The sequence below is a fragment of the Sutterella wadsworthensis 2_1_59BFAA genome (genome assembly GCF_000297775.1).
In the GTDB taxonomy this organism is placed as follows: domain Bacteria; phylum Pseudomonadota; class Gammaproteobacteria; order Burkholderiales; family Burkholderiaceae_F; genus Sutterella; species Sutterella wadsworthensis_A.
In genome coordinates this window covers 26,546-53,526 of the sequence record NZ_JH815516.1, presented here as the reverse complement: position 1 = coordinate 53,526, position 26,981 = coordinate 26,546, and the positions used below count along the sequence as shown (strand labels likewise).

The window sequence follows — 26,981 nt, the reverse complement described above, 5'->3', positions numbered from 1 at the left end:
CATGTTCGCCGTCGTCTTCCGAATCCTTCTTCGCGCCGCGTTCACGCTCCTGCTCCTCACGGCCTGCGTCTTCTTCGGCCTTCACATGACGGGCGATCCGGCCCGCATCATGCTCGGCAACGCCGCCGACGAGGTGGCGCTCGAGGCCTTCCGCGCCCAGTGGGGCCTCAACCTGCCGCTCTGGCAGCAGTTCCTCGTCTACCTCGAGAAGTTCGTCTCGCTCGACATAGGCACGAGCTACATGACGGGCCAGCCCGTGAGGGACGTCTTCCTCGACGCGCTCGGCCCCACGCTCTCGCTCATGATTCCGACCGCCGTCGTGACGCTCCTCATCGGCATTCCGTCGGGCGTGTGCGCCGCGCTTCACCGCAACACGCTCCTCGACCGCAGCCTCATGGTGATGTCGGTCTTCGGCTATGCGGTGCCCAACTTCTTCATGGGCGTCCTCCTTCTGCTCGTCTTCTCGATCCAGCTCGGATGGCTCCCGTCCTACGGCAACGCAACCGTCTGGCACTACATAATGCCGATCATCACGATGGCGACCTCGGAGGCCGCGATCTTCTCGCGCTATGCCCGAAGCGCCATGATCGACGCGCTGCGCCTCCCGTGCGTGAGGGCGGCCCGCATGCGCGGCCTGCCCGAGCGCAAGATCATCTGGCTCCATGCGCTTCCCAACGCCATGCTCTCGATCCTCACGATCCTCGGCTTCTTCCTCGGCACGCTCGTCGCGGGCGCCGTCATCACCGAAAACGTCTTCTCCTGGCCCGGCGTCGGCAAGCTCCTCGTCCAGTCGGTCGCCTCGCGCGACATTCCCGTCGTGCAGATGATCGTGCTGGTCACGGGCGCCTCGCTCGTCACCGCAAACCTTCTCATGGACCTTCTCGCACTCGTCGTCAACCCGCGCCTTCGCAAGGGAGACAACTGATGACCACACGTCCCGCACTCGCCATTGCGGCAGGCATCATCCTCGCCGTCTTCTTCACCGCAGGGCTCCTCGCGCCCGTCCTCGCCCCGTACGACCTCGAGGCCATGGACCTCACGGCCCGCCTCCTCATGCCGTTTGAGTCCGCCGCTCACATCCTCGGCACCGACGAGCTCGGGCGCGACATCTTCTCGCGCCTTCTCTACTCGATCCGCATGTCCTTCGTGCTCGCCGTCGTGGGCACGCTGCTCGGCGCCGTCATCGGCACGCTGCTCGGCTTTCTCGCCGCCCGCTTCGGCGGCATCGTCGACGACGCCGTCAACTGCGGCATTGACTTCACGGCCTCGCTCCCCTTCATCATCCTGGCCCTCACGATCATCGCCTTCCTCGGCACCGACGTCACCGTCATCATCGTGATCATGGCCGTCTACGGATGGGACCGCTACGCAAGGCTCACGCGAAACCTCTCGCGCTCCGCCTACACCGAGGGCTACGCCTGCGCACTCGAGGGCCTCGGACTGCCCACGGTCTCGATCGCCCTGAGGCACATCCTGCCCAACATCGCCTCGGCCCTCGTCGTCAACATGGCCCTCAACTTCCCCGGCATGATCCTCCTCGAGACCTCGCTCTCCTTCCTCGGCGTCGGCGTTCAGCCTCCGATGAGCTCCCTCGGGACCATGCTGGGCTTCGGGCGCGACTACCTCACGACCGCCTGGTGGATCGCCGTGATCCCCGGCCTCGTGATCGTCGTCTCCACGCTCTCCATGTCCATCCTCGGCGACTGGGTCCAGCAGAAGCTCGAACCCGCCGCACGATAAGGAGACACTCATGACCTCAAATTCCTCCTCATCCGCCGCCGTCCGCTTCGTGATCGTGGGCTTCGACGGCCTTCGCCCCGACAGCGTCGAGGCCGACATGCCCGCGCTCTCGCGCTTCATGGCCTCGAACCACTCGTGGTCGCACTACCTTGCGGACTTTCCGACCGAGACCTACGTCAACCATCCCGGCATCTTCTCGGGCTTTCGCCCGACGGGCCACGGCCTCGTCGCCAACTGCTACTGGCGCCGCGACATGGGAGGCGCCGACGGCGTCTTCTTCGGCTTCGACCTCGAGCACGTGCTGCGCCATCGCCGCGAGGACGGGCTCCTGCTCGTTCCCACCATGGGCGAGCGTCTCGGCGCCGCCGGCAAAACCATGCGCGTCTACTGCGCCAACTCGAAGGGCAGCACGCGCCTTCAGCACCTCTACGCCGACCGTTATCCCGACCACGTCTGCGCCTGCGTGCACGACCTCGTGACGAGCGTTCCGGACAACGAGCGCCGCGAGCTCGTCGAAGATTTCGGCCCGGGCGTTCCGCTTGAATTTCCCGACTTCAGGGGCACGAAGCTCGTCGTCGACCTCTTCTTCGAGCGCGAGCTCCCGAGGGGCCTCGGCGACGTGACGGTCCTCTGGATCGGCGAGCCCGACCACTCCTCGCATGAGTTCGGCATTGACGACGAGCGCACCCGCGAGGCAAGGCGCGACGCAGACCGCCAATTCGCGCGCGTGCTCGAGTGGTGGGAGACGGAAGGCAGGGACGCGGGCGTGCAGCTCGTCGTCATGTCTGATCACGGCCACGGCGTCGTGCGCCGCCACTTCGACATGAAGGGCATTCTTGAAAAAGCGGGTCTGAGCATCCTCATGGGGCGCGAGGTGCTCGAAGGGGCCGACACGGCCTCGGCCGACGCCGTCCTCGTCGGAACCTACTGCGCGGGACTCTGGTTCACGAATCCCGCGGACCTCTCGCTTCAGCTTCGCGCCCGCGACGCGCTCATGACCTCGCCCGACATCGGGCTCCTCTTCTCGCCCTCGGATCCCGAGCAGCCCTGCTCAATCGAGGGCCGAATCCCGGGGACCTTCTCCGAGCGCCTCGTCTTCACCGACGGCCGCCGGTCGCCCGACCTTCGCATCGTCCCGCGCGGAGATCCCGAAACGGGCGGCCTCGTCATGGCGCCCGAGCTGCCTCTTGGCGCAGGAAACCACGGCGGACTCCTGCCTCAGGAGATCAACGCCGTGCTCGCGGTCGGCGGAAGCGCCTTCCCCGGCTCGGCCGTCCACGACGATCCTGCTGGCCACGCCGACCTCGCCGTCACGATCATGACGCTCGAAGGGCTTCTCTCCGGCTCCGACATGGTGAAGCCCACGGGCCGCCTTCTCGACGAGGCGCTTCCCGGCGGTCCTGTCCGCAGGACGCCTGCGGGCGAGGCCTTCGACCTCACCTTCGGCGCCTTCCACCAGCGAATTGAACGACTCTCATCCGGAGGCCGCGCCTACGTCACCTGCGCCCATCGCATCAACAACGACGGCTGGACGCCCGAGCGCGGTCTTCCCGAAGGCGCCCGCACGGACGACGATGACTGATTGAAAGAGGAAAATCGATGAACGACATGCTTCTTGCGGGCGACGACCGTGCGATCCACGGATTTGCAGACCGCCTCAACTTCAGGACGAAGCTCGTCAGACCCGGCTTCATCCGTCTTTCGGGCGTGAGCTCGAAGGGCTTCCCGACGGGGCTTGCGGCCATGGCCGAAGAGAGCGCCGTCGACGTCCTGCTCCTGCCGCCCGATCTTTCCCTCAGGCGCTTTCGCGTCGCCTGCTTCGACATGGACTCGACGCTCATTGAGAGCGAGTGCATCGACGAGATGGCCGCCTTCGCGGGTGCGGGCGAACGGATCTCCCGAATCACCCGCAGGGCGATGGAAGGGCTGATTCCGTTTGACGAGTCGCTGCGCCAGCGCGTAGCCGCACTCGCGGGATCGAGCGCCGAGATCGTGACCCACGCCGTCGAGCGGGCCGTTCCGACGCCCGGCGCCCTTGACTTCGTCGACTTTCTCACGCGGTACGGTCTCGCCACCTACATCATCACGGGCGGCTTCGAGGAGATCGCCACGCACGTCGCCCGCCGCTTCGGCATGACGGGCGTGGTCTGCAACCGCCTCGTCCTTGAGGACGGCAGGCTTACGGGCGGCGTCCGCGGCCCTGCGAGCGGGAAGATCCTTGATGCCGATGGCAAGCGGCGTGCGCTCGAGGTGCTCGCCCAGGTCAACGGCGCCTCGCTCTCCGAGACGATCGCGGGCGGCGACGGCGCAAACGACCTGCAGATGATCGCCGCCGCGGGCTTCGGCTTCGCCTACCACGGCAAGCCCGTCGTCATGAGGGAGGCCCCGAGGGGCGTTCGCTTCGGCGACTTCTCGGTCCTCAAGCACTGCTTCCTCGAAGCCTGGGCATGACGCCCTTGTCTTCCCGCACCGAAAAAACAGAACGCCCGCAGAAGAATCCTCCTGCGGGCGCGTTCAGTCAGACCTGAAGATCAGGCAGCTCAGAACTTGTGGACGAGGCCGAGGGCGAAATCGTAGCCTTCTTCTTCCCAGCTGCCGGTCACGCCTTCGTAGTTGGCGTCGAGCTCACGCTTCGTGTAGCCGAGACCCGTGTAGACGAGCGTGCACTTGGAGAGCGAGTATTCGTAGCCGAAGGCAGCCGTGTAGACCTTGGAGTCGGCGACCTGGCCGTCGTTGGCGTAGTCGATGTCGGCGTCCATGTAGCCGATGCCGGCCTTCATCGTGCCGCCGAGAACGTCGAACGCCGTGGAGAGATGCACGCCATAGCCGGTGTTGGCAACGGCACCCTTGTTGAACTTGACGTCGCCTTCGTTATTGTTGAAGACGCTGTCTTCGTCGAAGAAGCCCACATAGTCAAGGACGGAACCCGCGTCACGGGCATCCTTGAAGTACTGGGTGGCAAGATAGGTCTTCATGAAGCCGAAGTCATAGGAACCGGCGAGGTTGAACGTCCAGGCATCCTGAAGGTTCATGTCCGCCTGGAATTCGGCGCCGTTGCTGTGGGTGATGGAGGAGTCCTTGTTCGTCCAGTCGACGAGAGCGGCGAGGTCGAGGGCGCCGGCCTTTCATTCAGCACCGAGAGCGGCGTAGCGGTAGTTGGAAGCCTTGTTTTCGTTCGTGTCGCCCATGGCGTACTGGGCATAGATCGTCACGCCGGCGAATTCCGGCGAAACGTAGGCGATCGTGTTGTCATAGCGGCTCGAGTAGTTGGCCATGACGGCGTTGTGGCCGGCGATGTTGTCGGACCAGCCCGTGGCCAGAGCGGAGGCCATGGAGCCGTAGAAGCCAACGGAGCCCGCGTCGGAGACGAGCGTGCCCATGCGGCCGGCGTAGACCGTACCGAACCCGCCCTTGATGAAGAGCGTGGATTCGCGGTCAAACAGCTTGCTGTCCGTCTTGAGGGCGCCCGTGCCGGACTCGAAGCCGTTTTCAAGCTTGAAGCCCACCGTCATGCCGTTGCCGAGGTCTTCCGTGCCGCGGATGCCGAAGCGGGAGGCGGAGTTCGTGCCCGGTTCCATGCTGAAGGAGTCGACTTCGGCGCTGGCGCTGCCGATGCCGTCGATGGACGCACTGGCTTCACCGTGCTGATAGAGAAGGCCCGTATCGACGACACCGTACATCGTGACGTCGGCAGCCATGGAAGTGCCGGCAAAAGCGCCGAGAACGGCGAGAGCGACAAAACTCTTCTTCATTTTTTCTTTCCTTTGATGGTTGACAAGAGACAATCAGGGCGCGGCTCCCGACGTCCCCTCAGGACGTCTTCAGACAGCACCGCGCCGTGACTCTGCGCCATTGTGCGCAATCCCCGAACGATGCGCCACCTCTCTTCAACCCCACCCACAGACTCGCGTCCTTCCTTCTGCCGCAACCCTTCCGGACTTTCATCCCCGTTCGATAACTGAAGAACCCCCCCCGGCTCGGACCGACGTCCCTCGAAGCGTTCTCCAAACCTTGCCCCACGTTTGACGCAGCGGATCCGACGCCGTGAACCGCGACGCTTCGCCATGGAAACGAACCGACGATGCGGGCCGCATCGATTCGTTCTCCCGTTTCCGCCTTCTCCTTCGAGCCTGTCCGCGCATTTCAGAACAAAGGGTCCTTCTTTCGTCTCAGGACGGATTGAAAAGCCCCTGCATCGGCGTTCTCTACAGCACCGACTCTGGAGAACAGGTGTTGCTTTCACGCAACAAACGGGCTGAAAACGGCGTTTTTGCCGGTTGAGCGAAACGGCGGTTTCTCAACATCGGCGGCCCCCTGCCCGCCCTCACGCCTGCGTTCACGTACATGAGAACCATCTCGCCCGATGGTCCGCCACCCTCATCCGCTCGTCTCCCCGTCTTTGCCTGCTGTCGCTTTAAAGCGACTGTACCGCACGCGTTTCCATCATCAGGCTCCGATCTGGGCCTCTAAGGCGTTTGTCTTAAGACAATTTGCCGAAATCCCCTCTCCCGCATCAAGGAATGTCGAAATTTCGTCGTCTTTCGACGTCCTTCGGTCGTCCGGTGCTTCTGGACGGGATCAGAATGAATTCATGAACGTGCACGCGCCGTCGACGACCCCGGGCGACGGCGTCCTCAGACTCCAACTACCGCACGTCAAGGAACCATTCCATGCTCATGTACAACTTTGTCTCGGCCTTTGCGGCCTGCCTCGTCATCATCCTGCTGGGCGAGGTGCTCTCCAAGTTCACGAAAGGCTGGGTTCCGTCGGTCTTCATCTCCGCCGTGCTGATCCTCATCGCTTTCTGGACCTTCCTCCCAAAGACGCTCGTTGCGGACTCGAAGCTTCTGCCGCTGGGCTCCTCCGTCGCCATCTTCCTCCTCATCACCCACATGGGCACGCTCTTCAGTCTCGAGCGCCTGCTCCAGCAGTGGAAGACCGTGGTCATCTGTATTGCGGGCCTCGCCGGGCTCGTGGGCCTGTGCTGGTTCGTCGGTCCGCTCTTCATGGACCGCACGCTCGTCATCGCCGGCATCCCGCCGCTCGCGGGCGGCATCGTAGCCACCACGATGATGCAGAAGGCCGCGCTTGACGCCGGTCTTGCCGCCGCAGCCGTCTTCGCGATCGTCATGTACTGCGTGCAGGGCTTCGCGGGCTACCCGCTCACGGCCGTCTGCCTCAAGCTTGAGGCCCGCCGCCAGCTCGCCGCCTTCCGCGCGGGCAAGGTCGAGGACAAGGGCGAGGACGCCCGCAAGGTCATGGCCGACGCACTCGCCATGCCCGGCAACGAATCCAAGCAGGGCGTGCTCGCCACGCCCAAGGCCTGGAACACGCCGTACTTCGTGCTCCTCAAGGTCTCGCTCGTCGCCTGGCTTGCCTTCGTGCTCGGCGTGCTCACGCCGGTCAACGGCGCCATCTGGGCGCTCGTCTGCGGCGTCGTCTTCTGCCGCCTCGGCTTCCTCGAGCCCAACGTGCTCTCGCGCACCGGCTCGAAGGACTTCCTCTTCCTCGCTCTGATCATGTTCGTCTACAGCGGTCTCGGCGACAGCAATCCCGAAATGATGGCGAAGCTCATCTGCCCGATGGTCCTCCTGATCATCATCGGCGTCGTCGGCATGGCCGTCGTCGCGGCGATCGTCGGACGCTTCCTCAAGATCTCCCCCTATCTCGGCTTCGCAACCTGCCTCACCGCTCTCTACGGCTTCCCCTTCGACGCGATCATGACCGAACGCATCTGCCAGGAGGAAGGCGCCGACAAGGCCGAGGTCGACTTCCTCATGAGCCGACTCTTCCCGCCGATGATCGTGGGCGGCTTCGTGACGGTGACGATCACCTCCGTCATTCTCGCGGGCTTCTTCGTCAAGCTCTTCTGACGGAAGACCTCAAACCTCTTTTCATTCAGGCGCAGCGCTTCCGCACGGGACCTGCGCCTGAAGACCCTTGACAGGACCAAAAAATGACACTCCAGGAACTCATGACCCGCTGGAACGGGTACCAGATCGAAATGCGCCGCTGGTTCCACCAGCACCCCGAAGAAAGCACGAAGGAAGTCCGCACTGCCGAACGCATCCGCGCCGAGCTCGACCGCGCAGGCATCCCGTGGCGTCCCTGCGGCCTCGGCACGGGCACGCTCGCCCGCATCGAGGGCGCTCAGCCCGGCCGCACGATCCTTCTTCGCGGCGACATCGACGCGCTCTCCGTCAACGAGGAGACCGGACTTCCCTACGCGAGCGAGGTTCCGGGCGTCATGCACGCCTGCGGGCACGACTGCCACATCTCGATGCTGCTCACGGCCGCAATGATCGTCAACGAAATCAGGGACCATCTCAAGGGCACGATCGTCTTCGCCTTCCAGCCCGCCGAGGAGCTGGGTCTGGGCGCGCGCGCCATGATCGAGGAAGGCGCGCTCGAGGGCGTCGACGCATGCTTCGGCATGCACGTCTGGTCCGACTATCCCGCCGGCACGGTCGCGCTGCGCAAGGGGCCGATGATGGCCTCGGGCGATCAGTTCAAGATCCACGTCCGCGGCAAGTCCACTCACGGCGCCCAGCCGCAGCTCGGCGCCGACGCGCTCATCATGGGCGCCGCCATCGCGCAGAACCTGCAGACGATCGTCTCCCGCGAGACCTATCCCGGCGACACCGCCGTCGTGACGGTCGGCAAGTTCCACTCGGGCACCCGCTTCAACGTCGTTGCGGGCACCGCCGAACTCGAGGGCACGACCCGCACCTTCAGCCCCGCCGTGCGCGACCGCTTCGAGGAGCAGATCACCCGCATCGCGAGGAGCACGGCCGAAGCCATGCGCGGCACGGCCGATGTCGAATACCTGCGCATCGTGCCCGTCACGGTCAATGATCCGGGCATGATCGACGTCGTCACGGGCGCGGCAGGCAAAATCTTCGGCGACAAGGGCGTCATCGAGGCGGACCTGCAGATGGGCGGCGAGGACTTCGCCTTCTATCAGGAGAAGGTTCCCGGCGCCATGGTCCTTCTCGGCGTGCGCAACGAGGCCTGCGACGCCGTCTGGCCGCAGCACCACGGCTGCTACAAGGTCGACGAGTCCGTCCTCGTCAAGGGCGCCGCGCTTCACGTTCAGACCGCGCTCGACTTCCTCGGCGTCGACCTGCAATAACGCCCGCCTCACCTCTCTCTTCCTGCACAGCCCCGCAGGCACTTCGCCTCGCGGGACTGTCTGCATATTTTCGATCATGCCTTCGGGTGCCTCGGCGGCTCCCGTACCTCAGTCTCGCCAGCCGTAGAAGCCCGCGTGCGCCGAGGTGATCGCCGCATGGTCGGCCTCGCTCACGAGGATCATGTTGTCGGGCGTGTCGGCGCCGCCCTCGGAAAGCGGCACGACATGATGGATCTCGTAGCCTTCGGGCACGCCGTCGAAGCCGTGGGCGGAGAGGAAGGCGTCGCGAGCGCCGATGTCGCGCACGATGTCTTCCGAGGCGACGTGGGTCGTGCCGTCGACCTCCCCGTACTGGATCAGGCGGTCGAGTTCCTGACCGTCGCCCGTGAAGACGCCGTTCTCAACCGACAGATCCGAAGGCGCGAAGCCCGATGCAAGCGCACCGCCCGCACCGTCGGCATCGGGAAGTCCGTCGACGTCCACGTCTGAGACGACGTCCAGATCCATCGCCGAGGCGCCCGCCGCCACCGTGACCGCAGCCGTCGCCACGGCCGCAACGCGGGCGGCGTTCTTCTTCGTCAGAAACCGCCTGTCGGGATTCGCGATGCAGCGCTCGGCCTCGCTGAAGAGCTCGCCCGCCGCCGTGCACTTGTTCTCGATCGAGCGGCCGACGCCCCGGGCCGTCCTTTCCGCAAGGCGTTCAAGTCCGTCCCAGTCTCCTCTGGCGGTCTTCTTCGCCGCCCTGCCCGCCACATCCGCGACGTTCGCGACGCCCTGGAGCATGTTGCTGCCGACCGTGATGCCGACGCGCGTCGCAAACTTCACGCCGCGCGCAGTCGTCCTAATGACCTTGAAGAGCTTCACCTGCCGCCTCCGTTTTCCGTGTTTTCCGCCTTTGCATCTTCATTCGTCTTCCCGGGCTCGCCTGCGAGGAACGGGCTCTCGGGATCGTGCCGCCTGCGGTTCTCGAGCACGGTCTTCCTGCTTGCGTTCGCATAGCAGTAGGCGCAAAAGTGCATGCACGTGTCGTACATGCCGATGTCCTTGCTCACGATGCAGCCGCAGGCCTCGCGCTGGCCCTTGTCCTTCAGGTTCCTGCGCTTGGAGACCGGAACCACGGGGATCACGGGATCTCCGAAGAGCGAGTCCGCCCCTGCGGCAGGCGCCTCAGGCAGCTTGCCCGAGTGAAGGAAGTGCACGAGCGCCTTGTCCTCGCCGAACACTCTTTCCATGAGCTCGCCGTCGATGCATCTGTTGTACGTAATGCCCCAGGCCGCGAGGTCGGCCTCCTCGGCACAGGACGAAATCTCAATGTCCCAGCCTTCCGAATGCCAGCGTTCTCGGATCTTGGCGAGGCCCTCGCAGATCTCGCGCCTCTGCGCCTCGTCGGGTTCGGCCGACAGCACGGTCTCGCGAGTGTAGAGACCCGTGTCGCGCACGAGGTTCGCCTGGACCTTTCGGTAGGCGCCCACGTCGACGAAGCTCACGACGAGCTTCTTCGTGAGTCCCCTCAATGCCTTGCCGACCGTCCAGATCCTCATGAGGATGTCGCGCGGACCGGTGCCCGGCGACAGGATGATCGGATCGAAGCGCCAGACGACGCGGTCGGGACCGATCCGCTCGGAGAGCCGCCTGAAGGTCTCGATGCGCTTTTCGAGCGCGGGCACGTTGGGCTCGAAGCCCTCCCGCTCGTAGTCGTTGAGCGTGTACTGGAAGTAGTAGTGCAGGCCGCGGGCATCGAGCTCGTCCAGATGCTGCAGGAAGGGCGCCGGGTTCTTCGTCCAGAAGACGACCGCCTTCACGTCCCTGAACGACACATACGAGGGACGGCGGTTGAACGGATTCACCCAGGCGCACCAGCCTGCGCGCAGGCGGTTCATGAACCACTGTCCATAATAGGCCGGGATGTCGGTCGAGCGGCTCGCTGACAGAATCACGGGCGTCATGGCCTTCACGCGGCCTTCGGGCGTTTGAATTTCCATTGGCATGTCAGCCTCCCCGGGCAAAGTACTTGTGATTGACGCAGCAGCCGGGAAGTTCGGCCAGGTTCTCACCCGCACCTTTCTCCCTGCACTCCCCACAGGATACGCCCATGGATATCTGCCATCGGGCGGGCGGCACTTCTGCACGCACCTTCTGCCAGAGCTTGTCGCGGCAGTACGCGCGGCATGCCAGCTTGGTCTCGGAGTACTCCAAAAGCCCGAGCTCGCTGAAGTCGAAGATGAACTGCAGAAAACGCGAATGGCTGCGGCATCCCGAGCATCCGTCGCAGACGAGCGGGAAAAGCGTCCTGAAGCCGTGCTTGCGGAACTGCAGCCTGTGCGTGTCGAACTCGCCGGTCATCTGCAGGTTCGTCCAATCATTGCCGCGATTGTGAGGCTGCCTCGACGTGACGTCCATCATGACGATCAGTCCTTCGGGAGCGATGCTGTCGAAAAACTCGCACGCGAAGTCGAGGAACGGCGTTTGGGAAACGGCGTTGAGCTCGCCGAGACACTTCGACGTGACGAGCACGTCGTAGTCGTCGCGCAGCTTCACGTTCGCAGGCGCAAATCCAGACTTCTCGGCCTTGTGCGTGACAGTCCTTACCCTGAGGTCAAAGTCCCACTTGTCGCGGCACAGGTGCATGATGTCCTGCATCATGCCGAGGGCGTCCTCGTTGCCGTCGATGGCGTCGACTTCCACCGCGGGCAGCTCCCAGTTGAACTCCCAGCCGAGCGCGATGAGGAATCCCAGAAGCTCGCCGCCCGTGCCGCAGCCGAAGTCGAGGACCCGGATCACGTCCCGCTCCGCAAGCATCTTCTTCACGGACGGCATGGTCCGCATCAGATGTTCGAAGATGACGGCGCTCTCAAGGACGGTTCTCGGAAAGTACGTTCCAAGATAATCCAGATTCTCATCGTGAGAGTTTTCCAGATTCTCGCGCGCCTTTTTCCAGTCAGGATTGTAACGGGCTCCCGCCGGCTCCAGAATCATGCGCTCCAGAAAGTCATACGCCCCGGTCAGTCCGATCAGCTTGGTCATGCATGCGCTCCTTTTTTCCTTGATGACGGTTTCATTCTGATCACGGGAGCCTTCACGCCACGAAACCGCAAATTTGCGGTTTGCTATAGTTGTATGCATCAAATCGCTTTCAGCACCCGACTTCGGGACGCATCGCCATGGCCGACAGCAAAAGACGCATTCTCCTCATCGCTCTTGGAACCACACCTCACCTTCTGACGTTCACGCTCGCGGCGCTCTACAAGGAGTCGCCCGAGGCCATGCCGACCGAAATCCGCATCGTCACGACGGAGCTCGGGGCCGAGATGGCCAGGCGGTCCTTCTTCGGAGAAGGCAATATCCTCGACGCCTTCTGGCGCGACTACGGCCTGAGTCCTGCGGCCTTCACCGAGGCCGACATCCATGCGATCTCCTCCGCTGACGGCGAACCCATCGCCGACATCCGCACGCTCGACGACAGCAACCGCGCCGCCGACCTCATCGTCAAGCTCGTGCGCGAGTGCTGCGAGGATCCCGATGCCTCGCTCCACGTCTCGATCGTGGGCGGACGCAAGAGCATGGGCATGCTCATGGGAAGCGCGCTCACCTTCTACGGGCGCGACCGCGACCGCATCAGCCACACGCTTTCCGAAAACGAGACGGCTCCCGACCGCAGGCCCTATCCGTCTCCCGAGGAACTCGCCGCCAATCCGGACGTCGTGATCCTCGCCGACCTCCCCTTCCTGCGCCTTCGCCAGATTCTTCCCGCCATGATGCTCTCGAAGGAATACTCCTTCAGCGAGATCGTCCGAAACTCCCAGCAGGCGATCGAATACATGCCGCGCGTGCGCCTCACGCACGACGGCAGCCGCTGGCGCCTCTACGCCGACGGCGTGCCCGTGCACCTCGAGCCCAAGCTCCTCGGCCTCTACGCCTGGCTGCTTCTTCGCACGAAGCTCGGCCGGGAGACGCCCGTCTCCTACGGCATGCTCCCGTCGGAGGTCTTCCTGCACCTGCGGCTTCAGTTCGTCCGGGTGCTCGGCCTCATCCTCACGGAAACCCGTCGCGGCACGGCCTGCAGAAGCCACCTCGGCGTCGAGGAGCACGTGCTCGAGCAGGCCGTCAGATCCCTTCAGACCGAGGGCATCGAGTCGGACGCCGAGTTCTACCGAGCCTTCAAGGCTGCAACGGGCGCCGGAGGCGACGCACGAAGCGCCGAGGTGCACAAGGCCTTCGTGAACGCCGAGCGCAGCTTCTCGAAGAACGTCTCTGAGCTTCGCTCGAAGTGCAACGACAAGATCCGCGCCGAACTCGCGGACCAGATCCCCGACGTGACGGGCCGCCGCTTCAACAGCTACCTCGTCGAATCGAACGGCCAGAAGGACGCAACCGCCTACGGCCTGCAGATCTCGCCCGAAAACATCGAGCTGCCGCAGATCCTCCTCGACCTGTGCAAACCCGTCGAGACGGGCGCCGTGCACCGCTGGCGCGAAGTCTGAGGACGAATTCCGCAAATCTGCGGAATTCCCCGCCTTCCCGCCCCGCCCGCACAATCGGATCATGGCGGCGAATCCGCGCCGCATCTTCTTGAAGGGCGACTTCGCCCGTGGACAAACGTCATGACCGATTCCGTCACGCTGCGGCCCGACCCGCAGGCCGCCTCCCGCATCGAATTCACCGCTCTCAGGGATGACGGCGAAAGCACGCTCTCCATCGTCGTCGACGCCGACGGCGGATGGCGCCTCAGCGAAACGGACGAATGTGCTCGTTCGGGAACGATTTCAACCGGCTGCCTGCACGATCTGATTGTGGGTTTCCTCAGTGCTTTCGGCATTGAGGATGAAATGACCTTAGAATTGACGGAGATCCGCGGATCCTGGTTCGTTCGCTTTCTCATGGCGGGCGTGCCCGTTTCCTCGAAGTCCGGTCCGATCCTTTCCGAAGCGGTCTCGCCATACCGGACGCTCGACGGCCTGCTGAGACAGTGCTTCGGCACGCCGCGCGGGATCTTCTCCGACCGAACCACCTGACCCGCGACCACCGTCCATGTCCCAAAGCGAATCGCCCCGCGACTTCTACCACCGCCTCGAAAACGGGCTTTCGCCGCTCATCAGGCTCGTGCTCGCCGAGCATCTGCCGAAAATCGGCGGCCGAAAATGGTGGGAGGCCTGCGTGCTGAGTTCTCTCACGCCCATCCAGCTTGAGTACGTCCGCGAGCCGGAGAACCTCGAGCAGTTCGACTTTCCCGCTCTCGTGAACATCGTGCACCACAACTGGCGCACGCTCAGGCCCTCGCTCGGCATCGGCAACGAGTTCACGAACTACCTCTTCTCGCTCAAGACGCTGCGCAACGAAGTCGAGCACAGGCCGGACCTCGTCCTAGACGACGAGCGCCGCAGGCATCTCGAGCAGTCGGCCCGTCTGGCCATGAGACTTCTCAACAAGGACGAGACCACGGGCCCGAACCTCTGCACGCCGCTCGTCGCCCGCAGTATGCGCGCGGGCATTCTCGCATCCGCCATCGCCGTGGTCGGACTCGGCGTCCTCCTTCTCAAGCCAGGCGATGCCGTCACCGTCACGCCGTCCGAGGCGGCCGATCCCGCGCCTGCCGCCGCCCGCACGGCACAGGCCGAGACGAAGCACATCACGGCGGGCCTTGCCTCGAAGCTCGGCTCCGACCGCATCAACGTCTGCATGCGCTACCAGCGAAACGACGGCACCTGGTCGAAGCGCTACACCGTGTACGCGACGCTCGAATACGGCTGGCGCCTCAACGAGCTGCTGCATCAGTCGCTCTACAAGCCCGACATCAGACACCTCGTCGTGCACTGGCGCAAGACCGACGACTACACCGTCATCCCGCTCAACGCGGGCGAGGCCAGGCCTCCCGAGACCTTCGCCGCCTACCGGGACAGCCGCACACGTCCCTGGGAGCTCAAGACCGGCTGGGACGGCTGCCGCACGCCCGATGCGGACGCCCAAAAGCGCTCCTGACACCCGTCGGCGAAACTCCTGATGCACGAAAGCGCCGCTCCTGCCGGAGACGGCGCCTTTTCGTCATCAGTCCGCCCGCATGGTCGAGTAGCTCACGAAGCGCTCGAGGCGGGCGCCGCTGTACCGGCCGTCAAGGCCGAGCCTTCGGCAGAGAGCCGCATACCACGACTGGGATATGCCACCGTCAAAACTCCATTCGCGTCCCTCCATGCTCATCGTCAGGCATCCCGAAATGTGCGGGTACCTTTTCCCGGGCTCGTTGTCGCGAATGTCTCTGGATCCTGAAAACCGTGGAATCTACAATCAGTCAGATTCGTCGAAGAAGAGCTCGAGGAACATCTGGTCTCTGGCCGTCGTCTCCGTAGACCAACGGTACTGTGCCACCCTGTTCCTCACCTCGACTCTTTCCACACAGTCGAACCAATCGAGCAACTGCTTGAGCGTCATCGATCGAATCCAGGCGGTCAGTTTTTCGTACTGCTTCCGCACAGTCTTCCCGAGCGACTCATCGTTGGCTCGCCGCTCGGCTTCCTGAGCCGTGCGCTCCATCATGCTCTGCAGCACGAAACGGTAGCCGAGTGCGACGTGTCGGCAGATTTCTTTCCCGCGTACGCTGGTCATCGTCCAGACTCGGGGCTTTCGCCCGTCAAGGTCGGACTTGACGACGCGATACGAGGTTTCAATGTCGTTGCGGCGACGGTAGCGACGAAGCACGTCCCACGGGCTCGCATGAAGATTTGAAAGGATGACGAAAATCCCAAAGTCCTTCTGTGCGGCCAGAATGGCCTCTTCGTTGGGGATGACCTTGATGCCTCCGCCTCGAACACGCTTCCACGAGAAGTACCGGTGCGCGAACTCAAGCTCGGCATCGTCCATTTCATTTTCCTTGCCGGCTGCAAGACTCATTTCGTAGCTTTTGAGCTTCGTGTGGAAGGCTGAAGCTTCCATGACAGCTCGGGCATTGTTGCGGAAATAGTGAAAGTACAGCCGGAAGGATTTCGACTCCGTATCCCCGGCGGCTACGCCATTGCGCGTGCGCTGCCGCTTCCATTCAAACGGCGTCATTTCAGACACCGATACGGCACTGATCTTCTCGTCGAACGGGCACTGAGAAGCGTACCGCGAGAAGTGGTCTCTCAGTTTGGTCCCATCATCGGCGGCGCTGTCCAAATGCTTGTAGATCCAGGCGTGCTTGAGCGTGGCGAGGATCGTGAACTTGAAATTCTTGCGCAGGAAGCGCAGCACGTTCTCCTTGCTGAAGAACCCGTTGTCGAGGCAGAACTCCGGATTCTTCAAGCCGTATGCCTTGGCCCGAGGCACGGCATTGACGAGAGAAATCACGTCGGGGATGTTGCCGGGCTGAAGCTCGAAAGAAACGGGCAGACCGGAATCAAGCGAGCAGAAGGTGATGATCTTGTAGATGTCCAAGCCGTCGCCGTCTTTGTTGAAGCCTTGCCGCGCGTACGGTTTCAGGCCGTTGCCGTAGACGGAGTGCGAGGTTGAATCGAATGCGATGGCCGGCTGTTCGTCGTTGCCTGCCGTACGGGCCAGTTCCCGGAAGAGAGACTGCGAACCGGATTCATCCAGGCCGAGCTCGTGGAAGAGGTCGTAGCAAATGTCCTCGGACAGGCCGGCTTCGTAGGGGAGATCATGTTCGCATTGCCAGGGCTCCACGTTGTGAACAGTTTCATCCGTAGCGACCAAGTACTGAGAGACGGAGAGCAGCTTCTCGGAGGTTCCACCGTTGGGATACGCCCTGCGGACCGAACTTTCGAGTCCGGCCACTGCCCCGGCATGACGAATCAAGTCCAGAGCCCCTACACGGGTTCGTTTGGCAGAGAGCTCGGCAGTCTGAGCCGCTTCGGCTGGCTTCTTCTTGGGGCGGCAACGGGTTGTCACCGTTTCGCCTTCCAGGATTTTTTCACCCGTCCGACGGCTCGACAGAAGGACGTTGTAGCCCTTTGCCGGATCGTATTGATAGCGACGTTCCTCGATGTATTTGACGCCGGTCTTTTTGTTCGTTACTGCCACACGGCGAACTTTGACCGGGAACTCCTTCCGAGCTGCCATTTGATCTCCTTTGATGAGTGTATATTATTTATATCACACACACCCATCATGGCACAAGAAAAAAGCCCCGATTAAACAGGGCTTTTAAGAGAAGTGTCTGCTTTGAGTGATCTTTTGACGACTTGCAGGTTAAGCAAGCGAGAGTTCTATCGCCAGTGTCTTCCCACCCTGATTTCCTCCCGCAAGCGTCCGCCGCTTGGCGTGTTCTATTCATCTCTTCGGCTCCTGGAGAATCTGGCAGCAAGCGGGCAACTTCATAATCCCGCCGGCAGTTCATCTTCCGAAGTTGTACAGGTTGCCTCTTTTACCTCCGAGACGCTCCAGGCAGTTCCTGACTTCCCTTACCTTGACGAACCCGCTCCTTCCCGCACGGTTCGTCTGAGCATGCCCAACGGTACGCACGTCGAGTTCGAGTCTGCCGATCCCGACCGATTGATTATGGATCTCTTCAAGCATCAGAGGGCGGCGCAATGAAGCTCGACTTTGCCGACTATCGAGTGACGATCGCCATCGTTTCCGTGGATCTTCGAGCCGGATATGTTCGGCTCTCGGCGATCGCGTCATGTCTCATGAACATCGACGCTGATCAGGGCAGGATATCGCGGCGTCTCTCGACTGCGCGGTCTACCCTGAGACACGCTCGATTCACCCAGGCAGTCATAGACCTGCTCCTTCTATCCGATCAGCTACGCGCTCTGCGTTCGCAAGAGACATCCGCTGGTCGAGGCCTCCCGCGAAAAGGACGAGGTGACGCTCGACATGCTCCGCCACTGGCGCAAGATCACGGTCACGAACCGCGAACAGAACCGACTTGAAGTGTACTGCATGGACGAGACGACCGTGCTCGGCGAGGCGCTTCAGGAAACCGCCGTCACGATCCCATATTTCCTCGCCGTCCCCTCGCTTCTCAACCCACGGACTTCACGGCCGTCATGCCCATGCAGACGGCAAGACTCTTCGAGGAACGGGACGGCATCGTCGCCATTCCCATTCATCTCGGTCCCGAAAGCAACCGCGGCCGGGGCGCCTTCGACACCCGCCTCATCCGGCACGAACGCGTCGCCGACGAACCCGCCCTGCAGTGGCTGCGCGGACTCTTCGCGGTCCACGCCCACCGGGAGGATCCGAAGGCGAAGACAGGCGCATTCCGTGCATTCAGGCGCAGGCGCTTCAGACCGGACAGGACTTGAGGTCCTCGACATGAGGCACGAGCCAGGCGGGCTCGCGCTTCTCTCTTGCACGGATGTCGTCCTCATGCTCGAGCGTAAGCGAGACCGCGTCGAGGCCTTCGAGGAGGCACTTGCGGCGGAAAGGATCGAGCGTGAAGCGCCAGGTCCTCTCGCCCGCCGTGCAGGTCATCGTGACGAGATCGACCGTCACCTTCATGCCGGGATCGGCCTCGAGGATCCTGAAGAGCTCGTCGACCTCCTCCTCGGCGAGGTTCACCAGCACGAGCCCGTTGCCGAGCGCGTTGTTGCTGAAGATGTCGGCGAAGGACGGCGCGATGATGGCGCGGATGCCGAAGTCGAGCAGCGTCCAGGGCGCGTGCTCGCGACTCGAGCCGTTGCCGAAGTTGCGGCGCGCGACGAGGATCGAGGCGCTCCTGTAGGCCGGCTTGTTGAGCACGAAGTCGGGATTCTCGATAGTCTCGGCGTCGTCAAGATAGCGGCGCTCGTGAAAGAGATGCACGCCGAAGCCCTTGCGGTCGACCGCAAGCAGGAACTGCTTCGGGATGATCTGGTCGGTGTCGACGTTGGCGGCGTCGAGCGGGGCGGCGACGCCCGTCAGAGTCGTGAACTTTTCCATTTCTGCGCGCCTCCTCAAATGTAATCGCGGACGTCGGCGATGTGGCCGGCAACGGCTGCGGCGGCGGCCGATGCAGGACTCATCAGATGGGTGCGGCTGCCGCGTCCCTGGCGGCCGACGAAGTTGCGGTTGGAGGTGGAGGCGACGCGCGCCCCCTCGGTGGCGCGGTCGTCGTTCATGGCAAGGCACATCGAGCAGCCCGGAAGCCTCCACTCGAACCCTGCCTCGATGAAGATCCGGTCGAGTCCCTCGGCCTCGGCCGCGGCGCGCACGGCCATGGAGCCCGGCACGGCCAAGGCGCGAACGCCGTCGGCCACCCTGCGGCCCTGCAGTACTCTGGCCGCCTCGCGGAAGTCCTCGAGACGTCCGTTCGTGCACGAGCCGATGAAGACCGTGTCCACCTTGGCGTCGGTGACGGGCGCGCCCGGCTCGACGCCGATGTAGGCGAGCGCAGCTTCGGCGCCCGCACGCTCGACGAGATCGGCCATTTCGGCAGGAACGGGCACCATGCCCGTCACGGGCATGGCCTGTCCCGGATTCGTGCCCCAGGTCACGTGCGGCTCGAGGCTCGAGCAGTCGATGTGAACCTCCTTGTCGAAGACGGCGTCGTCGTCCGAGCGCAGCGTGCACCAGTACTCGACGGCGGCGTCCCAGGCCTCGCCCTTCGGAGCGAAGGGGCGGCCCTTCAGATAGGCGAACGTCGTCTCGTCAGGTGCGATCATGCCCACCTTGGCGCCCACCTCGATGGCCATGTTGGAGAGTGTCATGCGTCCTTCCATCGAGAGCGCCTCGACGCCCGTGCCCGCGAATTCGATCGCGTAGCCCGTGCCACCCGCGGTCGTGATCCTTGCGGCGATCGCGAGGATCAGGTCCTTGGCGTAGACGCCCTTCGGGAGGACGCCGTCGCAGACGATGCGCATCGTCTTGAAGCGCTGCTGCTTGAGGGTCTGGGTCGCCATCACGTGCTCGACCTCGGACGTGCCGATGCCGAACGCGAGTGCCCCGAAGGCGCCGTGCGTGGCCGTGTGGCTGTCGCCGCACACGAGCGTAGTGCCCGGCAGCGTGAAGCCCGTCTGCGGACCCACGATGTGCACGATGCCCTGGCCGGGATGGCCCAGGCCGAAGAGCGTCACGCCGAACTCGCGGCAGTTGCGGATCAGGGTCGTCACCTGCTCGCGCGCCATAGGACTGCAGACGTCAAGCGTCGCCTTCTGCGTCGAGATGTCGTGGTCCATCGTCGCGAGCATCAGGTCGGGACGGCGTAGCTTCCTGCCCGCCTCCCTCAGGCCCGAGAAGGCCTGCGGAGAGGTGACCTCATGGAGCAGATGGCGGTCGATGTAGAGGAGCGGCAGTTCGCCCGACAGCTCGTTGACGACGTGGGCGTCGTAGACCTTTTCGTAGAGCGTCCTTCCCATGATCAGGCCTCCTCGACGGCGCGGGCGACGGCGTCGCCCATGGCGGCGGTGCCGACGACCGTGGCGCCCGGCATGGCCGAGGCCAGGTCGCCCGTGATGACGCCGGACTTCAGGACCTTCGCGACGGCGGCCTCGATGCAGGCGGCGGCCTCGGATTCGCCGAGGGAATGGCGCAGCATCATGGCGGCCGAGAGGATCTGGGCGATCGGATTGGCGATGCCCTTGCCCGCGATGTCGGGCGCGGAGCCGCCCGCGGGCTCGTAGAGGCCGAAGCCCGAGCCGCCGAGCGAAGCCGACGGGAGCATGCCCATCGAGCCCGTCACCATGGCGCATTCGTCGGAGAGGATGTCGCCGAACATGTTGGAGCAAAGCACGACGTCGAACTGCGAGGGCGCCTTGAGGAGCTGCATCGTGGCGTTGTCGACGTACATGTGCTCGAGAGTCACGTCGGGATTGTCGGTCGCGACCTCCTCGACGGTCTCACGCCAGAGGCGGGACGTGGCGAGGACGTTGGCCTTGTCGACGGACGTCACGCGGCCGCGGCGGTGGCGGGCGATCTCGAAGGCGAGCTTCGCGATGCGCCTCACTTCGGCGCGGGTATAGGTTTCGGTGTCGAACGCACGTTCGGCCTCGCCCTCGCCTTCACGGCCCTTCGGACGACCGAAGTAGATGCCGCCCGTGAGCTCGCGCACGCAGACCATGTCGAAGCCCTTTTCGGCGATGTCGCGGCGCAGGGGCGAGAGGCCCTCGAGGCCTTCGTAGAAGCGGGCCGGACGCAGGTTGCAGAAGAGTTCGTAGCGCTTTCTCAGGGGGAGCAGCGCGCCCACTTCGGGGCGGGACTCGTGCGGGAGCGCGTCCCACTTCGGGCCGCCCACGGAGCCGAACAGAATGGCGTCGGCCCTGTCGCAGGCCTCGACGGTTTCGTCGGGCAGCGGCCTGCCGCAGGCGTCGATGGCGGCGCCGCCGACCAGGCGCTCGTCGCGGGTGACCGTGAAGCCGAATTTCTTCGCCGCTGCGTCCATGACCTTCAGCGCCTCGGCCATGACTTCGGGACCGATGCCGTCGCCGGCGAGGACGGCGACGTGATGCGTGCGTGTCTGCATGATGCTTGTCTCTTTTGATGCTGTCGTTGAGTTTTGGGGTTGACCTTGATGCTGATGAATCAGGGCAGGTGCTGCGGCACGTCCGCGTCCTTCTCATGGCGGCGCGACTCGCGGATGCGGTTCGCGCGGTCGATGTTGTTGCTGGCGTGGATCAGGGCGAGCGCGGCGGCCTCGAGAATGTCGACCGACATGCCGATGCCGTGGAAGACGCGGCCCTCGTGCCTCACGTTGACGTCGACCTGGCCGAGTGCGTCCATGCCTGCGCCGTTGGCGGAGATCGTGAAGCTCGTAAGTTCGCAGCGGATGCCGGTGAGGCGCGTGATGCAGTTGTAGACCGCGTCGACGGGACCGTTGCCGATCGAGGAGTCGCTGCGGATGCGCTTGCCGACGCGCAGGCGAACGGAGGCAGTCGGGATCGAGTGCGAGCCGCCCGTCATCACGCTCATGGCGTCGAGCTCGAACGTGTTCTCCTCCTCTTCGAGCGTGGAGCAGAAGAGGAGCGCCTCGAGGTCGTAGTCAAAGACCTGGCCCTTCTTGTCGGCGAGCTTCAGGAAGCGCGCGTAGATTTCGTTCAGATCATATTCATCGTCCTTGTAGCCCATGTTGGCGAGCGAGGCGCGGATCATGTGGCGGCCCGAGCGCGCCGTCATGCGCATCGTGTTGCCCGTGAAGCCCACGCTCTCGGGCGTGAGGATCTCGTAGGTCTCGCGGTTCTTGAGGACGCCGTCCTGATGAATGCCCGACGAGTGCGCGAAGGCATTGGAGCCCACGATCGCCTTGTGCGCGGGCACGGGCTCGCTGCAGATCTTGGAGACGAGGCCCGAGGTGCGGGCGATCTGCTTCGGGTTGATGCCCGTGTAGAGGCCGCCGAGCGACTTCTCGCGCAGCTTGATCGCCATGGCGACCTCCTCGAGCGAGCAGTTGCCCGCACGCTCGCCGAGGCCGTTCATGCAGCACTCGATCTGGCGCGCGCCGTGCTGCACGGCGGTGATCGAGTTGGCCGTGGCCATGCCGAGGTCGTTGTGGCAGTGCACCGAAATGACCGCCCTGTCGATGTTGGGCACGCGGTTGAAAAGCGTCGTGATGATGCCGCCGAACTCCTCGGGCACCGTATAGCCCACGGTGTCGGGAATGTTGACGGTCGTGGCGCCCGCATCGATCGCGGCCTCCACCATGCGGCAGAGATGGTCGATCGGCGTGCGGCCCGCGTCCTCGCAGGAAAATTCGACATCGTCCGTGTAGTTGCGGGCGCGCCTCACGGCCTCAACGCCCATCTCGAGGATCCTGTCGAAGTCCTTTCGCAGCTTGTCCCTTACGTGAATGTCGGACGTGGCAATGAAGGTGTGGATGCGGAACCGCTCGGCCGCCTTGAGCGCCTCGGCACAGGCGTCGATGTCGCTCGCCACGGCGCGGGAGAGGCCGCAGGGCACCGCACGCTTGAGAACGGAAGCGATGCTGCGCACGCTCTCGAAGTCGCCGCGGGAGGATACGGGAAAGCCCGTCTCGATCACGTCGACCCCGAGCTGCTCGAGGGCGAGTGCGATCTGCATCTTCTCGCGTGCGGAGAGGCTCTGAGGCAGGGCCTGCTCGCCGTCGCGGAGCGTGGTGTCGAAAAGGATGATGCGCTTGGGATCCGTGTAGATCATGAGGTCGGCTCTTTGTCGTTGTGCGTTGAACTGGGTTCGAAGCCCCGGACCGCATCTTCACAATGCGCGTCACGAAGGGCGGCAAGACAACTTTATGTCTTCGCAAAACCGACGTCAATTGCAAAAACCTCAAAAAACACATGGTTATTGCCAAGTCGTTGATTTTAATGAGAAATGAATTTGTGCTTAGGGAATTTCACCTAGTTTGATTTTCTGCAAAAAGTGACGCTTTTGCAAGACAGCAAAAATGCAGGAAGGCATGTTTTTGCAAAAATCCGCCGTCGCGAAAGGCACGGTTCTGAAGGAAGGAAGCGCACCCGAACTTGAACCCGGGCCCTTGGAGGTCCGGGCGGCGAACGGGCGGCCAGCAGCGCGTTGATTGAGGGCATCAACGAGCTGCTCGCCGCGAATGGCGACGGGGTCGGGCGAAATGCCCGCCGTCGAGCAGCGCCGGCGAAACGCCGGCGACGAACCTTCGGGTGCGCGTCCGTTGTTTGGATGCTAGCACGGCTCCTGAAAACACGCGTCCCCCTCACGGGCGGGCGGTCAGAGGCGCTCGAGCCTCACGTCGTAGGCTGCGGCGTTGTTGCCTCGGCTCCAGCCCGAGGTGGGCAGGTCGGGGACGAGCACGTTGGCGGCGCCGTGGCGGCAGTCGAGCCTCACACCGCCGTCCTCCCGCTCGCCCGCCTCCGTCGTCTCGGCCCATGCGCCGTGATGGAGCGCGAGCACGCCGGGGCGCACCCTGTCGGTGACGACCGCGGCCGCGCGCACCGAGCCTCTCGGCGTCGAAAGCCTCACGGCGTCGCCCGTCGAGATGCCGAGCCTCGCCGCATCGTCCTCATTGATCCAGCACGGCTCGCACCCGTCCGTGTTGTGCGCCCTGCGCGTCACGGCATCAAGCTGGCTGTGCAGCCGCCAGGCGGACTTCGGACTCACGAGCCTGTATTCGCCCGGCTTCGAGGGCTCGCCGAGATAGGCGGGATGTCCGGGACAATCCTCGAGCCCCGCCTCGGCGACGCGCTTCGACGCGAGCATGATCCTGCCCGATTCCGTCGCGAGCGGCGCGCCTTCGGGATCGGCCGCAAAGCGCTCAAGCGCCGTGGGCCCCGGGACGGCCTCGGGAAAGAACACGATGCCCTTCTTCACGAACGCATCCCAGTCGGGAAGCTCAAGCCCCGCCGCAGCCTCGCGGCGCACGGCCTCCTCATAGAGGCGCCTCTGCCAGCCCTGCTCGTCCAACCCTTCCGTGAAGACGCCCTCAAGACCGAGCTTCGCGGCAAGACGCCTGAAGATCTCGTAGTCGGAAAGCACATTTCCCTTGGGCTCGAACACCTGCGAGCTTCTCACGATCCCACGCGCGGCATAGCCGCCGATCCCCGCAATGTCGCTTCTTTCCAGCGGATGCGAGGCGGGAAGCAATATGTCGGCATATTTCGTTGTCGCCGTTTCGAAGACGTCGCAGGCGATGACGGCGTCGGGCCGTCTGAAGCCCGCGACGAGGCGTCCCGTGTCGGGATGGTGCGCGAAGGGATTGCCGCCCGCCCAGAAGACGAGGCGAATGTCGGGGTATTCGAGCTCGATGCCGCCGCAGCGGATGCGCTTTCCCGGATTCAGGAGCACGTCGGCAACGGCGGCGACGGGAAGCGGCTTCGGGAGCCGCTCGGGATGCGTGACGGGACCGACGGGCGCCACGTTGACGGGAAGGCCCGGAAGGCCCCTGCCCGCCGACGCGCCCGCGCCGCCCGAAGAGTAGTGGTAGCGCGTGCCGATGCCCGTACCTCGTCCGCCGATCTGGCCGAGCGCTGCGGCGAGCGCCCAGACGGCCCAGACCGTCGACTCGCCATAGCGGGCCCTCTGGGGCCCCCAGCCGAGCATGATCATCGTCCGGTGCGCCGCAAGCTCCTCAGCGAAATCCCTGATCGTCTTCTTGTCGAGCCCGCAGATGCCGGCCGCCCAGGCGGCGTCGCGGACGACGCCGTCAAGACGTCCGTTGAGGCAGGCCTCGAGCGTTTCGAAGCCCGTCGTGCGGGTCTCGAGAAAATGACGGTCGGCCCTGCCCGTCGCCAGAAGCGTGTGCACGAGGCCGAGCGCGAACGCGGCGTCCGTCCCGGGAAGCGGCGCGATCCTGCGCCCGCCCGTGACGTCGAGCGTCTCGGGCTTCACGGGATTGACGGCGACGACCTCGAGTCCCTCCTTCGTTCTCATCGCCTCGAAGACCTTCGCCGTGTCGTGCAGCGTCGTGGTCCAGGCGATGTCGTTCGTGACGACCGGATCCGCACCCCAGAGAATGACGCGCTCGGCATGCTCGAGCACCTCGGCCGCAGGCGGCACGTCGGGGTCTCCGCTCCCTGCGATCACCTTCTGTATGGCGGCGATGGCGGCCGTGGAGTAGGAGTTGAAGGTCTGCACGAACCCGCCCTTGAGCATCAGCAGCCTTCTCAGGAGTCCGATCGGATTGTTGACCTCGCCCGTGTTCTTCCAGCCGTAGGATCGGCCCCAGACGGCCGAGGGCCCGTGGTCCGCATACGTCCTCTCGATCGCGCGGGCGGCAAGCTCGAGCGCCTCCTCCCATTCGACCTCGACGAAGGCCTCCCTGCCGCGGTCCTCACGGGTCAGGGCGGGGTCGCGTCCCTCGCGGCAGGCCCTGAGATAGCCTGCGCGGACCTTCGGAGCGAGAAGGCGTTCGGCGCCATCACGCCCCGCCAGATAGTCGGCCATGCGTTCCGAGGGCCTCATGTCCTCGACGATCGGAACGAGCGCGGGACGGCCGTCCGTCATGCGGACGCGGGCGACACCCCAGTGGGCGGCGACGAGCTTGTCGGTACGGGTCATGATCATTCTCCAGATCGACGCAAAGGCCGGCACGGGTCGAACCCAGACCGGCCTTGCCTTGCATTTCACTTCAGACTAACGCAATTCTCAGAAGACGGGAAGCACGCCGCCCTGATACTTCTCCTCGATGAACTTCTTCACTTCAGGAGAGGTGATCGCCTTCTTGAGCTTCTGGAAGGCCTCCTTCTTGTCGTCGCCTTCGCGGATCGCGACGACGTTGCCGAAGGGCGAACTCTTTTCCTCCAGCGCAATGGCGTTCTTCGCCGGGTTGAAGCCCGCTTCGAGCGCGTAATTGGCGTTGATGACGGCGGCCGTCACGTCGTCGAGGGCGCGCGGCAGAAGAGCGGGCTCAAGCTCGACGAACTTCAGCTTCTTCGGATTCGAGACGATGTCGCCGATGCCGGAGAGGAGCGTCGCGCCGTCCTTGAGCTTGATGAGGCCCGCGTGCTCGAGCACCTTGAGTGCACGACCCTCGTTCGTCGGGTCGGACGGCACGGCCACCTTGGCGCCTGCCGGAATGTCGGCGAGGCTCTTCACCTTCTTGGAGTAGAGGGCCATCGGCTCAAGATGCACGGAGACGAGGATGTGCAGGTTGAGGCCGCGGGACTTGACCATTTCCTCCAGATACGGAATCGTCTGGAAATAGTTGGCGTCAAGTTCGCCCGCATCGAGCGCGAGGTTCGGCTGGATGTAGTCGTTGAATTCCACCACCTCGAGCTTCACGCCTTCCTTCTCAAGCGTCGGCTTGATGAAGTTGACGATGTCGGCGTGCGGCACGGGCGTGACGCCGATGCGAAGCGTCGTGTCGGCGAGGGCGCTGCCGGAAATGCCGGACAGGGCAATGGCGGCCACGAGGGCGATGGGTGCGAAAAGTCGGGAGAGATTCATTTGGGTTCTCCGGATGTTGATTGCGGAAAAACAGTTTTTGGGATTGTCGGACGGGGACGTTGTCCGTCCGTTTCGCAGAAACATCAGAGCAGTCCGTGCGGCCGAGGATGCCGCATCAGGCCGAAGAGGATTCGGATGACTGTTCTGGAGAAGGTCGCCTTTGACGAGAACCCCTCGGGTTCGTCTGAAGGCGAGCCCGGACCTGCCGGGCGTTTCCGTTTCGGTCAACTCTCAGAAGACCGTGATTGAACTCTAGCAGAAGCCTTTCGAAGCGTCATGTGAAAGTGAGCGAACCTTGAGGTATTACATCGCGACCTTGGAAAAATGTCTTAGAGCCCGGACTGACGGCCCTTGGTGCGTCACGCGCTTTTCG

Annotated in this window: 23 protein-coding genes and 1 pseudogene; 12 read left to right on the top strand and 12 right to left on the bottom strand. The window is 64.0% G+C overall.

Annotated elements, in window-relative coordinates:
* Position 1 precedes the first annotated feature (1 nt).
* Genes HMPREF9465_RS05975 through serB form a run of 4 tightly spaced genes read left to right on the top strand, consistent with a single transcriptional unit; the run spans position 2 to position 4,191 of the window.
* Positions 2-925, top strand: a complete 924-nt coding sequence (locus HMPREF9465_RS05975) for an ABC transporter permease (protein WP_005435065.1) — start codon at positions 2-4, stop codon at positions 923-925.
* Positions 925-1,740 carry an ABC transporter permease gene (locus HMPREF9465_RS05970; RefSeq protein WP_005435063.1) on the top strand — a complete coding sequence of 272 codons (816 nt, stop codon included), beginning with the start codon at positions 925-927 and terminating at the stop codon, positions 1,738-1,740. Before HMPREF9465_RS05975 ends, HMPREF9465_RS05970 begins: the two co-directional genes overlap by 1 nt.
* A gap of 10 nt (positions 1,741-1,750) precedes the next feature.
* The gene (locus tag HMPREF9465_RS05965) at positions 1,751-3,322 is read left to right on the top strand and encodes an alkaline phosphatase family protein (protein ID WP_005435062.1); all 1,572 of its coding nucleotides are present in this window, start codon (positions 1,751-1,753) and stop codon (positions 3,320-3,322) included.
* Between the two features lie 17 nt (positions 3,323-3,339).
* Positions 3,340-4,191, top strand: coding sequence for a phosphoserine phosphatase SerB (gene serB / locus HMPREF9465_RS05960; protein ID WP_005435061.1), 852 nt, complete (start codon positions 3,340-3,342; stop codon positions 4,189-4,191).
* Between the two features lie 89 nt (positions 4,192-4,280).
* On the opposite strand, the pseudogene HMPREF9465_RS12745 reads toward serB, so the two are convergent.
* Positions 4,281-5,492, bottom strand: a pseudogene (locus HMPREF9465_RS12745) (porin).
* A gap of 292 nt (positions 5,493-5,784) precedes the next feature.
* Here HMPREF9465_RS12745 and HMPREF9465_RS13190 point away from each other — a divergent pair.
* The 3 genes from HMPREF9465_RS13190 to HMPREF9465_RS05945 all read left to right on the top strand — a co-directional run bounded on the left by HMPREF9465_RS13190 (position 5,785) and on the right by HMPREF9465_RS05945 (position 8,872).
* A complete protein-coding gene (locus HMPREF9465_RS13190; protein ID WP_147645254.1) occupies positions 5,785-6,021 on the top strand; it encodes a hypothetical protein in 237 nt (78 codons plus the stop codon).
* A gap of 389 nt (positions 6,022-6,410) precedes the next feature.
* Positions 6,411-7,613, top strand: a complete 1,203-nt coding sequence (locus tag HMPREF9465_RS05950) for a hypothetical protein (protein WP_005435058.1) — start codon at positions 6,411-6,413, stop codon at positions 7,611-7,613.
* Positions 7,614-7,696: 83 nt separating this feature from the next.
* Positions 7,697-8,872 carry a M20 metallopeptidase family protein gene (locus HMPREF9465_RS05945; protein ID WP_005435057.1) on the top strand — a complete coding sequence of 392 codons (1,176 nt, stop codon included), beginning with the start codon at positions 7,697-7,699 and terminating at the stop codon, positions 8,870-8,872.
* Between the two features lie 108 nt (positions 8,873-8,980).
* Here the strand turns inward: HMPREF9465_RS05945 and HMPREF9465_RS13425 are convergent, their stop codons facing one another.
* Genes HMPREF9465_RS13425 through HMPREF9465_RS05930 form a run of 3 tightly spaced genes read right to left on the bottom strand, consistent with a single transcriptional unit; the run spans position 8,981 to position 11,896 of the window.
* A complete protein-coding gene (locus tag HMPREF9465_RS13425) occupies positions 8,981-9,736 on the bottom strand; it encodes an HNH endonuclease (RefSeq protein ID WP_005435056.1) in 756 nt (251 codons plus the stop codon).
* Positions 9,733-10,860, bottom strand: a complete 1,128-nt coding sequence (locus tag HMPREF9465_RS05935; RefSeq protein WP_005435055.1) for a DUF1848 domain-containing protein — start codon at positions 10,858-10,860, stop codon at positions 9,733-9,735. The genes HMPREF9465_RS13425 and HMPREF9465_RS05935 overlap by 4 nt, the downstream gene beginning before the upstream one ends.
* Position 10,861: 1 nt before the next feature.
* Complete coding sequence (locus tag HMPREF9465_RS05930) at positions 10,862-11,896, bottom strand: methyltransferase domain-containing protein (protein WP_005435054.1); 1,035 nt, start codon at positions 11,894-11,896, stop codon at positions 10,862-10,864.
* A 137-nt stretch (positions 11,897-12,033) separates the two neighbouring features.
* On the opposite strand from HMPREF9465_RS05930, the gene csm6 reads away from it, so the two are divergent.
* The 3 genes from csm6 to HMPREF9465_RS05915 all read left to right on the top strand — a co-directional run bounded on the left by csm6 (position 12,034) and on the right by HMPREF9465_RS05915 (position 14,848).
* Positions 12,034-13,353, top strand: coding sequence for a CRISPR-associated ring nuclease Csm6 (gene csm6 / locus HMPREF9465_RS12285; RefSeq protein ID WP_005435053.1), 1,320 nt, complete (start codon positions 12,034-12,036; stop codon positions 13,351-13,353).
* Between the two features lie 120 nt (positions 13,354-13,473).
* Positions 13,474-13,884 carry a hypothetical protein gene (locus HMPREF9465_RS05920; RefSeq protein WP_005435052.1) on the top strand — a complete coding sequence of 137 codons (411 nt, stop codon included), beginning with the start codon at positions 13,474-13,476 and terminating at the stop codon, positions 13,882-13,884.
* Between the two features lie 16 nt (positions 13,885-13,900).
* Entirely contained in the window at positions 13,901-14,848 is a 948-nt protein-coding gene (locus tag HMPREF9465_RS05915; RefSeq protein ID WP_005435050.1) for a Swt1 family HEPN domain-containing protein, read from the top strand.
* Between the two features lie 66 nt (positions 14,849-14,914).
* On the opposite strand, the gene HMPREF9465_RS13180 is transcribed toward HMPREF9465_RS05915, so the two are convergent.
* Positions 14,915-15,064 (bottom strand): hypothetical protein, encoded by a 150-nt coding sequence (locus HMPREF9465_RS13180; protein ID WP_005435048.1) that lies wholly within the window; start codon positions 15,062-15,064, stop codon positions 14,915-14,917.
* 87 nt (positions 15,065-15,151) lie between these two features.
* Positions 15,152-16,918, bottom strand: a complete 1,767-nt coding sequence (locus tag HMPREF9465_RS05910; protein ID WP_005435046.1) for a transposase — start codon at positions 16,916-16,918, stop codon at positions 15,152-15,154.
* Between the two features lie 102 nt (positions 16,919-17,020).
* On the opposite strand from HMPREF9465_RS05910, the gene HMPREF9465_RS13175 reads away from it, so the two are divergent.
* Together HMPREF9465_RS13175 and HMPREF9465_RS12280 are read left to right on the top strand one after the other, a co-directional pair.
* A complete protein-coding gene (locus HMPREF9465_RS13175; RefSeq protein ID WP_147645252.1) occupies positions 17,021-17,392 on the top strand; it encodes a hypothetical protein in 372 nt (123 codons plus the stop codon).
* 458 nt (positions 17,393-17,850) lie between these two features.
* Positions 17,851-18,108, top strand: coding sequence for a hypothetical protein (locus tag HMPREF9465_RS12280; protein ID WP_005435045.1), 258 nt, complete (start codon positions 17,851-17,853; stop codon positions 18,106-18,108).
* On the opposite strand, the gene leuD is transcribed toward HMPREF9465_RS12280, so the two are convergent.
* The 6 genes from leuD to HMPREF9465_RS05875 form a co-directional block, all read right to left on the bottom strand.
* Positions 18,089-18,724: a 3-isopropylmalate dehydratase small subunit gene (leuD, locus tag HMPREF9465_RS05900; RefSeq protein ID WP_005435044.1), complete on the bottom strand. Its 636-nt coding sequence runs from the start codon at positions 18,722-18,724 to the stop codon at positions 18,089-18,091. The two genes, HMPREF9465_RS12280 and leuD, sit on opposite strands and share 20 nt — an antisense overlap.
* Before the next feature lie 14 nt (positions 18,725-18,738).
* On the bottom strand, positions 18,739-20,139 hold the full coding sequence (gene leuC, locus HMPREF9465_RS05895) for a 3-isopropylmalate dehydratase large subunit (protein ID WP_005435043.1): 1,401 nt from the start codon (positions 20,137-20,139) through the stop codon (positions 18,739-18,741).
* 2 nt (positions 20,140-20,141) lie between these two features.
* Entirely contained in the window at positions 20,142-21,242 is a 1,101-nt protein-coding gene (gene leuB / locus HMPREF9465_RS05890; protein WP_005435042.1) for a 3-isopropylmalate dehydrogenase, read from the bottom strand.
* A 59-nt stretch (positions 21,243-21,301) separates the two neighbouring features.
* Positions 21,302-22,888, bottom strand: a complete 1,587-nt coding sequence (gene leuA / locus HMPREF9465_RS05885) for a 2-isopropylmalate synthase (RefSeq protein ID WP_005435041.1) — start codon at positions 22,886-22,888, stop codon at positions 21,302-21,304.
* 546 nt (positions 22,889-23,434) lie between these two features.
* A complete protein-coding gene (locus tag HMPREF9465_RS05880) occupies positions 23,435-25,720 on the bottom strand; it encodes a molybdopterin-dependent oxidoreductase (protein ID WP_005435040.1) in 2,286 nt (761 codons plus the stop codon).
* Between the two features lie 87 nt (positions 25,721-25,807).
* Positions 25,808-26,608, bottom strand: a complete 801-nt coding sequence (locus tag HMPREF9465_RS05875; RefSeq protein WP_005435038.1) for a MetQ/NlpA family ABC transporter substrate-binding protein — start codon at positions 26,606-26,608, stop codon at positions 25,808-25,810.
* Between the last annotated feature and the right edge of the window lie 373 nt (positions 26,609-26,981).

What these genes read in the sequence shown, in the direction of transcription:
- HMPREF9465_RS05975 (WP_005435065.1), top strand. Translation starts at nt 2, where the DNA reads ATGTTCGCCGTCGTCTTCCGAATCCTTCTTCGCGCCGCGTTCACGCTC.
- HMPREF9465_RS05875 (WP_005435038.1), bottom strand. Translation starts at nt 26,608, where the DNA reads ATGAATCTCTCCCGACTTTTCGCACCCATCGCCCTCGTGGCCGCCATT.
- HMPREF9465_RS05910 (WP_005435046.1), bottom strand. Translation starts at nt 16,918, where the DNA reads ATGGCAGCTCGGAAGGAGTTCCCGGTCAAAGTTCGCCGTGTGGCAGTA.
- HMPREF9465_RS13180 (WP_005435048.1), bottom strand. Translation starts at nt 15,064, where the DNA reads ATGAGCATGGAGGGACGCGAATGGAGTTTTGACGGTGGCATATCCCAG.
- leuB (WP_005435042.1), bottom strand. Translation starts at nt 21,242, where the DNA reads ATGCAGACACGCACGCATCACGTCGCCGTCCTCGCCGGCGACGGCATC.
- HMPREF9465_RS05950 (WP_005435058.1), top strand. Translation starts at nt 6,411, where the DNA reads ATGCTCATGTACAACTTTGTCTCGGCCTTTGCGGCCTGCCTCGTCATC.
- HMPREF9465_RS05935 (WP_005435055.1), bottom strand. Translation starts at nt 10,860, where the DNA reads ATGCCAATGGAAATTCAAACGCCCGAAGGCCGCGTGAAGGCCATGACG.
- csm6 (WP_005435053.1), top strand. Translation starts at nt 12,034, where the DNA reads ATGGCCGACAGCAAAAGACGCATTCTCCTCATCGCTCTTGGAACCACA.
- HMPREF9465_RS05920 (WP_005435052.1), top strand. Translation starts at nt 13,474, where the DNA reads ATGACCGATTCCGTCACGCTGCGGCCCGACCCGCAGGCCGCCTCCCGC.
- leuC (WP_005435043.1), bottom strand. Translation starts at nt 20,139, where the DNA reads ATGGGAAGGACGCTCTACGAAAAGGTCTACGACGCCCACGTCGTCAAC.
- HMPREF9465_RS05930 (WP_005435054.1), bottom strand. Translation starts at nt 11,896, where the DNA reads ATGACCAAGCTGATCGGACTGACCGGGGCGTATGACTTTCTGGAGCGC.
- HMPREF9465_RS12280 (WP_005435045.1), top strand. Translation starts at nt 17,851, where the DNA reads ATGCCCATGCAGACGGCAAGACTCTTCGAGGAACGGGACGGCATCGTC.
- serB (WP_005435061.1), top strand. Translation starts at nt 3,340, where the DNA reads ATGAACGACATGCTTCTTGCGGGCGACGACCGTGCGATCCACGGATTT.
- leuA (WP_005435041.1), bottom strand. Translation starts at nt 22,888, where the DNA reads ATGATCTACACGGATCCCAAGCGCATCATCCTTTTCGACACCACGCTC.
- HMPREF9465_RS05970 (WP_005435063.1), top strand. Translation starts at nt 925, where the DNA reads ATGACCACACGTCCCGCACTCGCCATTGCGGCAGGCATCATCCTCGCC.
- HMPREF9465_RS05880 (WP_005435040.1), bottom strand. Translation starts at nt 25,720, where the DNA reads ATGACCCGTACCGACAAGCTCGTCGCCGCCCACTGGGGTGTCGCCCGC.
- HMPREF9465_RS05965 (WP_005435062.1), top strand. Translation starts at nt 1,751, where the DNA reads ATGACCTCAAATTCCTCCTCATCCGCCGCCGTCCGCTTCGTGATCGTG.
- leuD (WP_005435044.1), bottom strand. Translation starts at nt 18,724, where the DNA reads ATGGAAAAGTTCACGACTCTGACGGGCGTCGCCGCCCCGCTCGACGCC.
- HMPREF9465_RS05945 (WP_005435057.1), top strand. Translation starts at nt 7,697, where the DNA reads ATGACACTCCAGGAACTCATGACCCGCTGGAACGGGTACCAGATCGAA.
- HMPREF9465_RS05915 (WP_005435050.1), top strand. Translation starts at nt 13,901, where the DNA reads ATGTCCCAAAGCGAATCGCCCCGCGACTTCTACCACCGCCTCGAAAAC.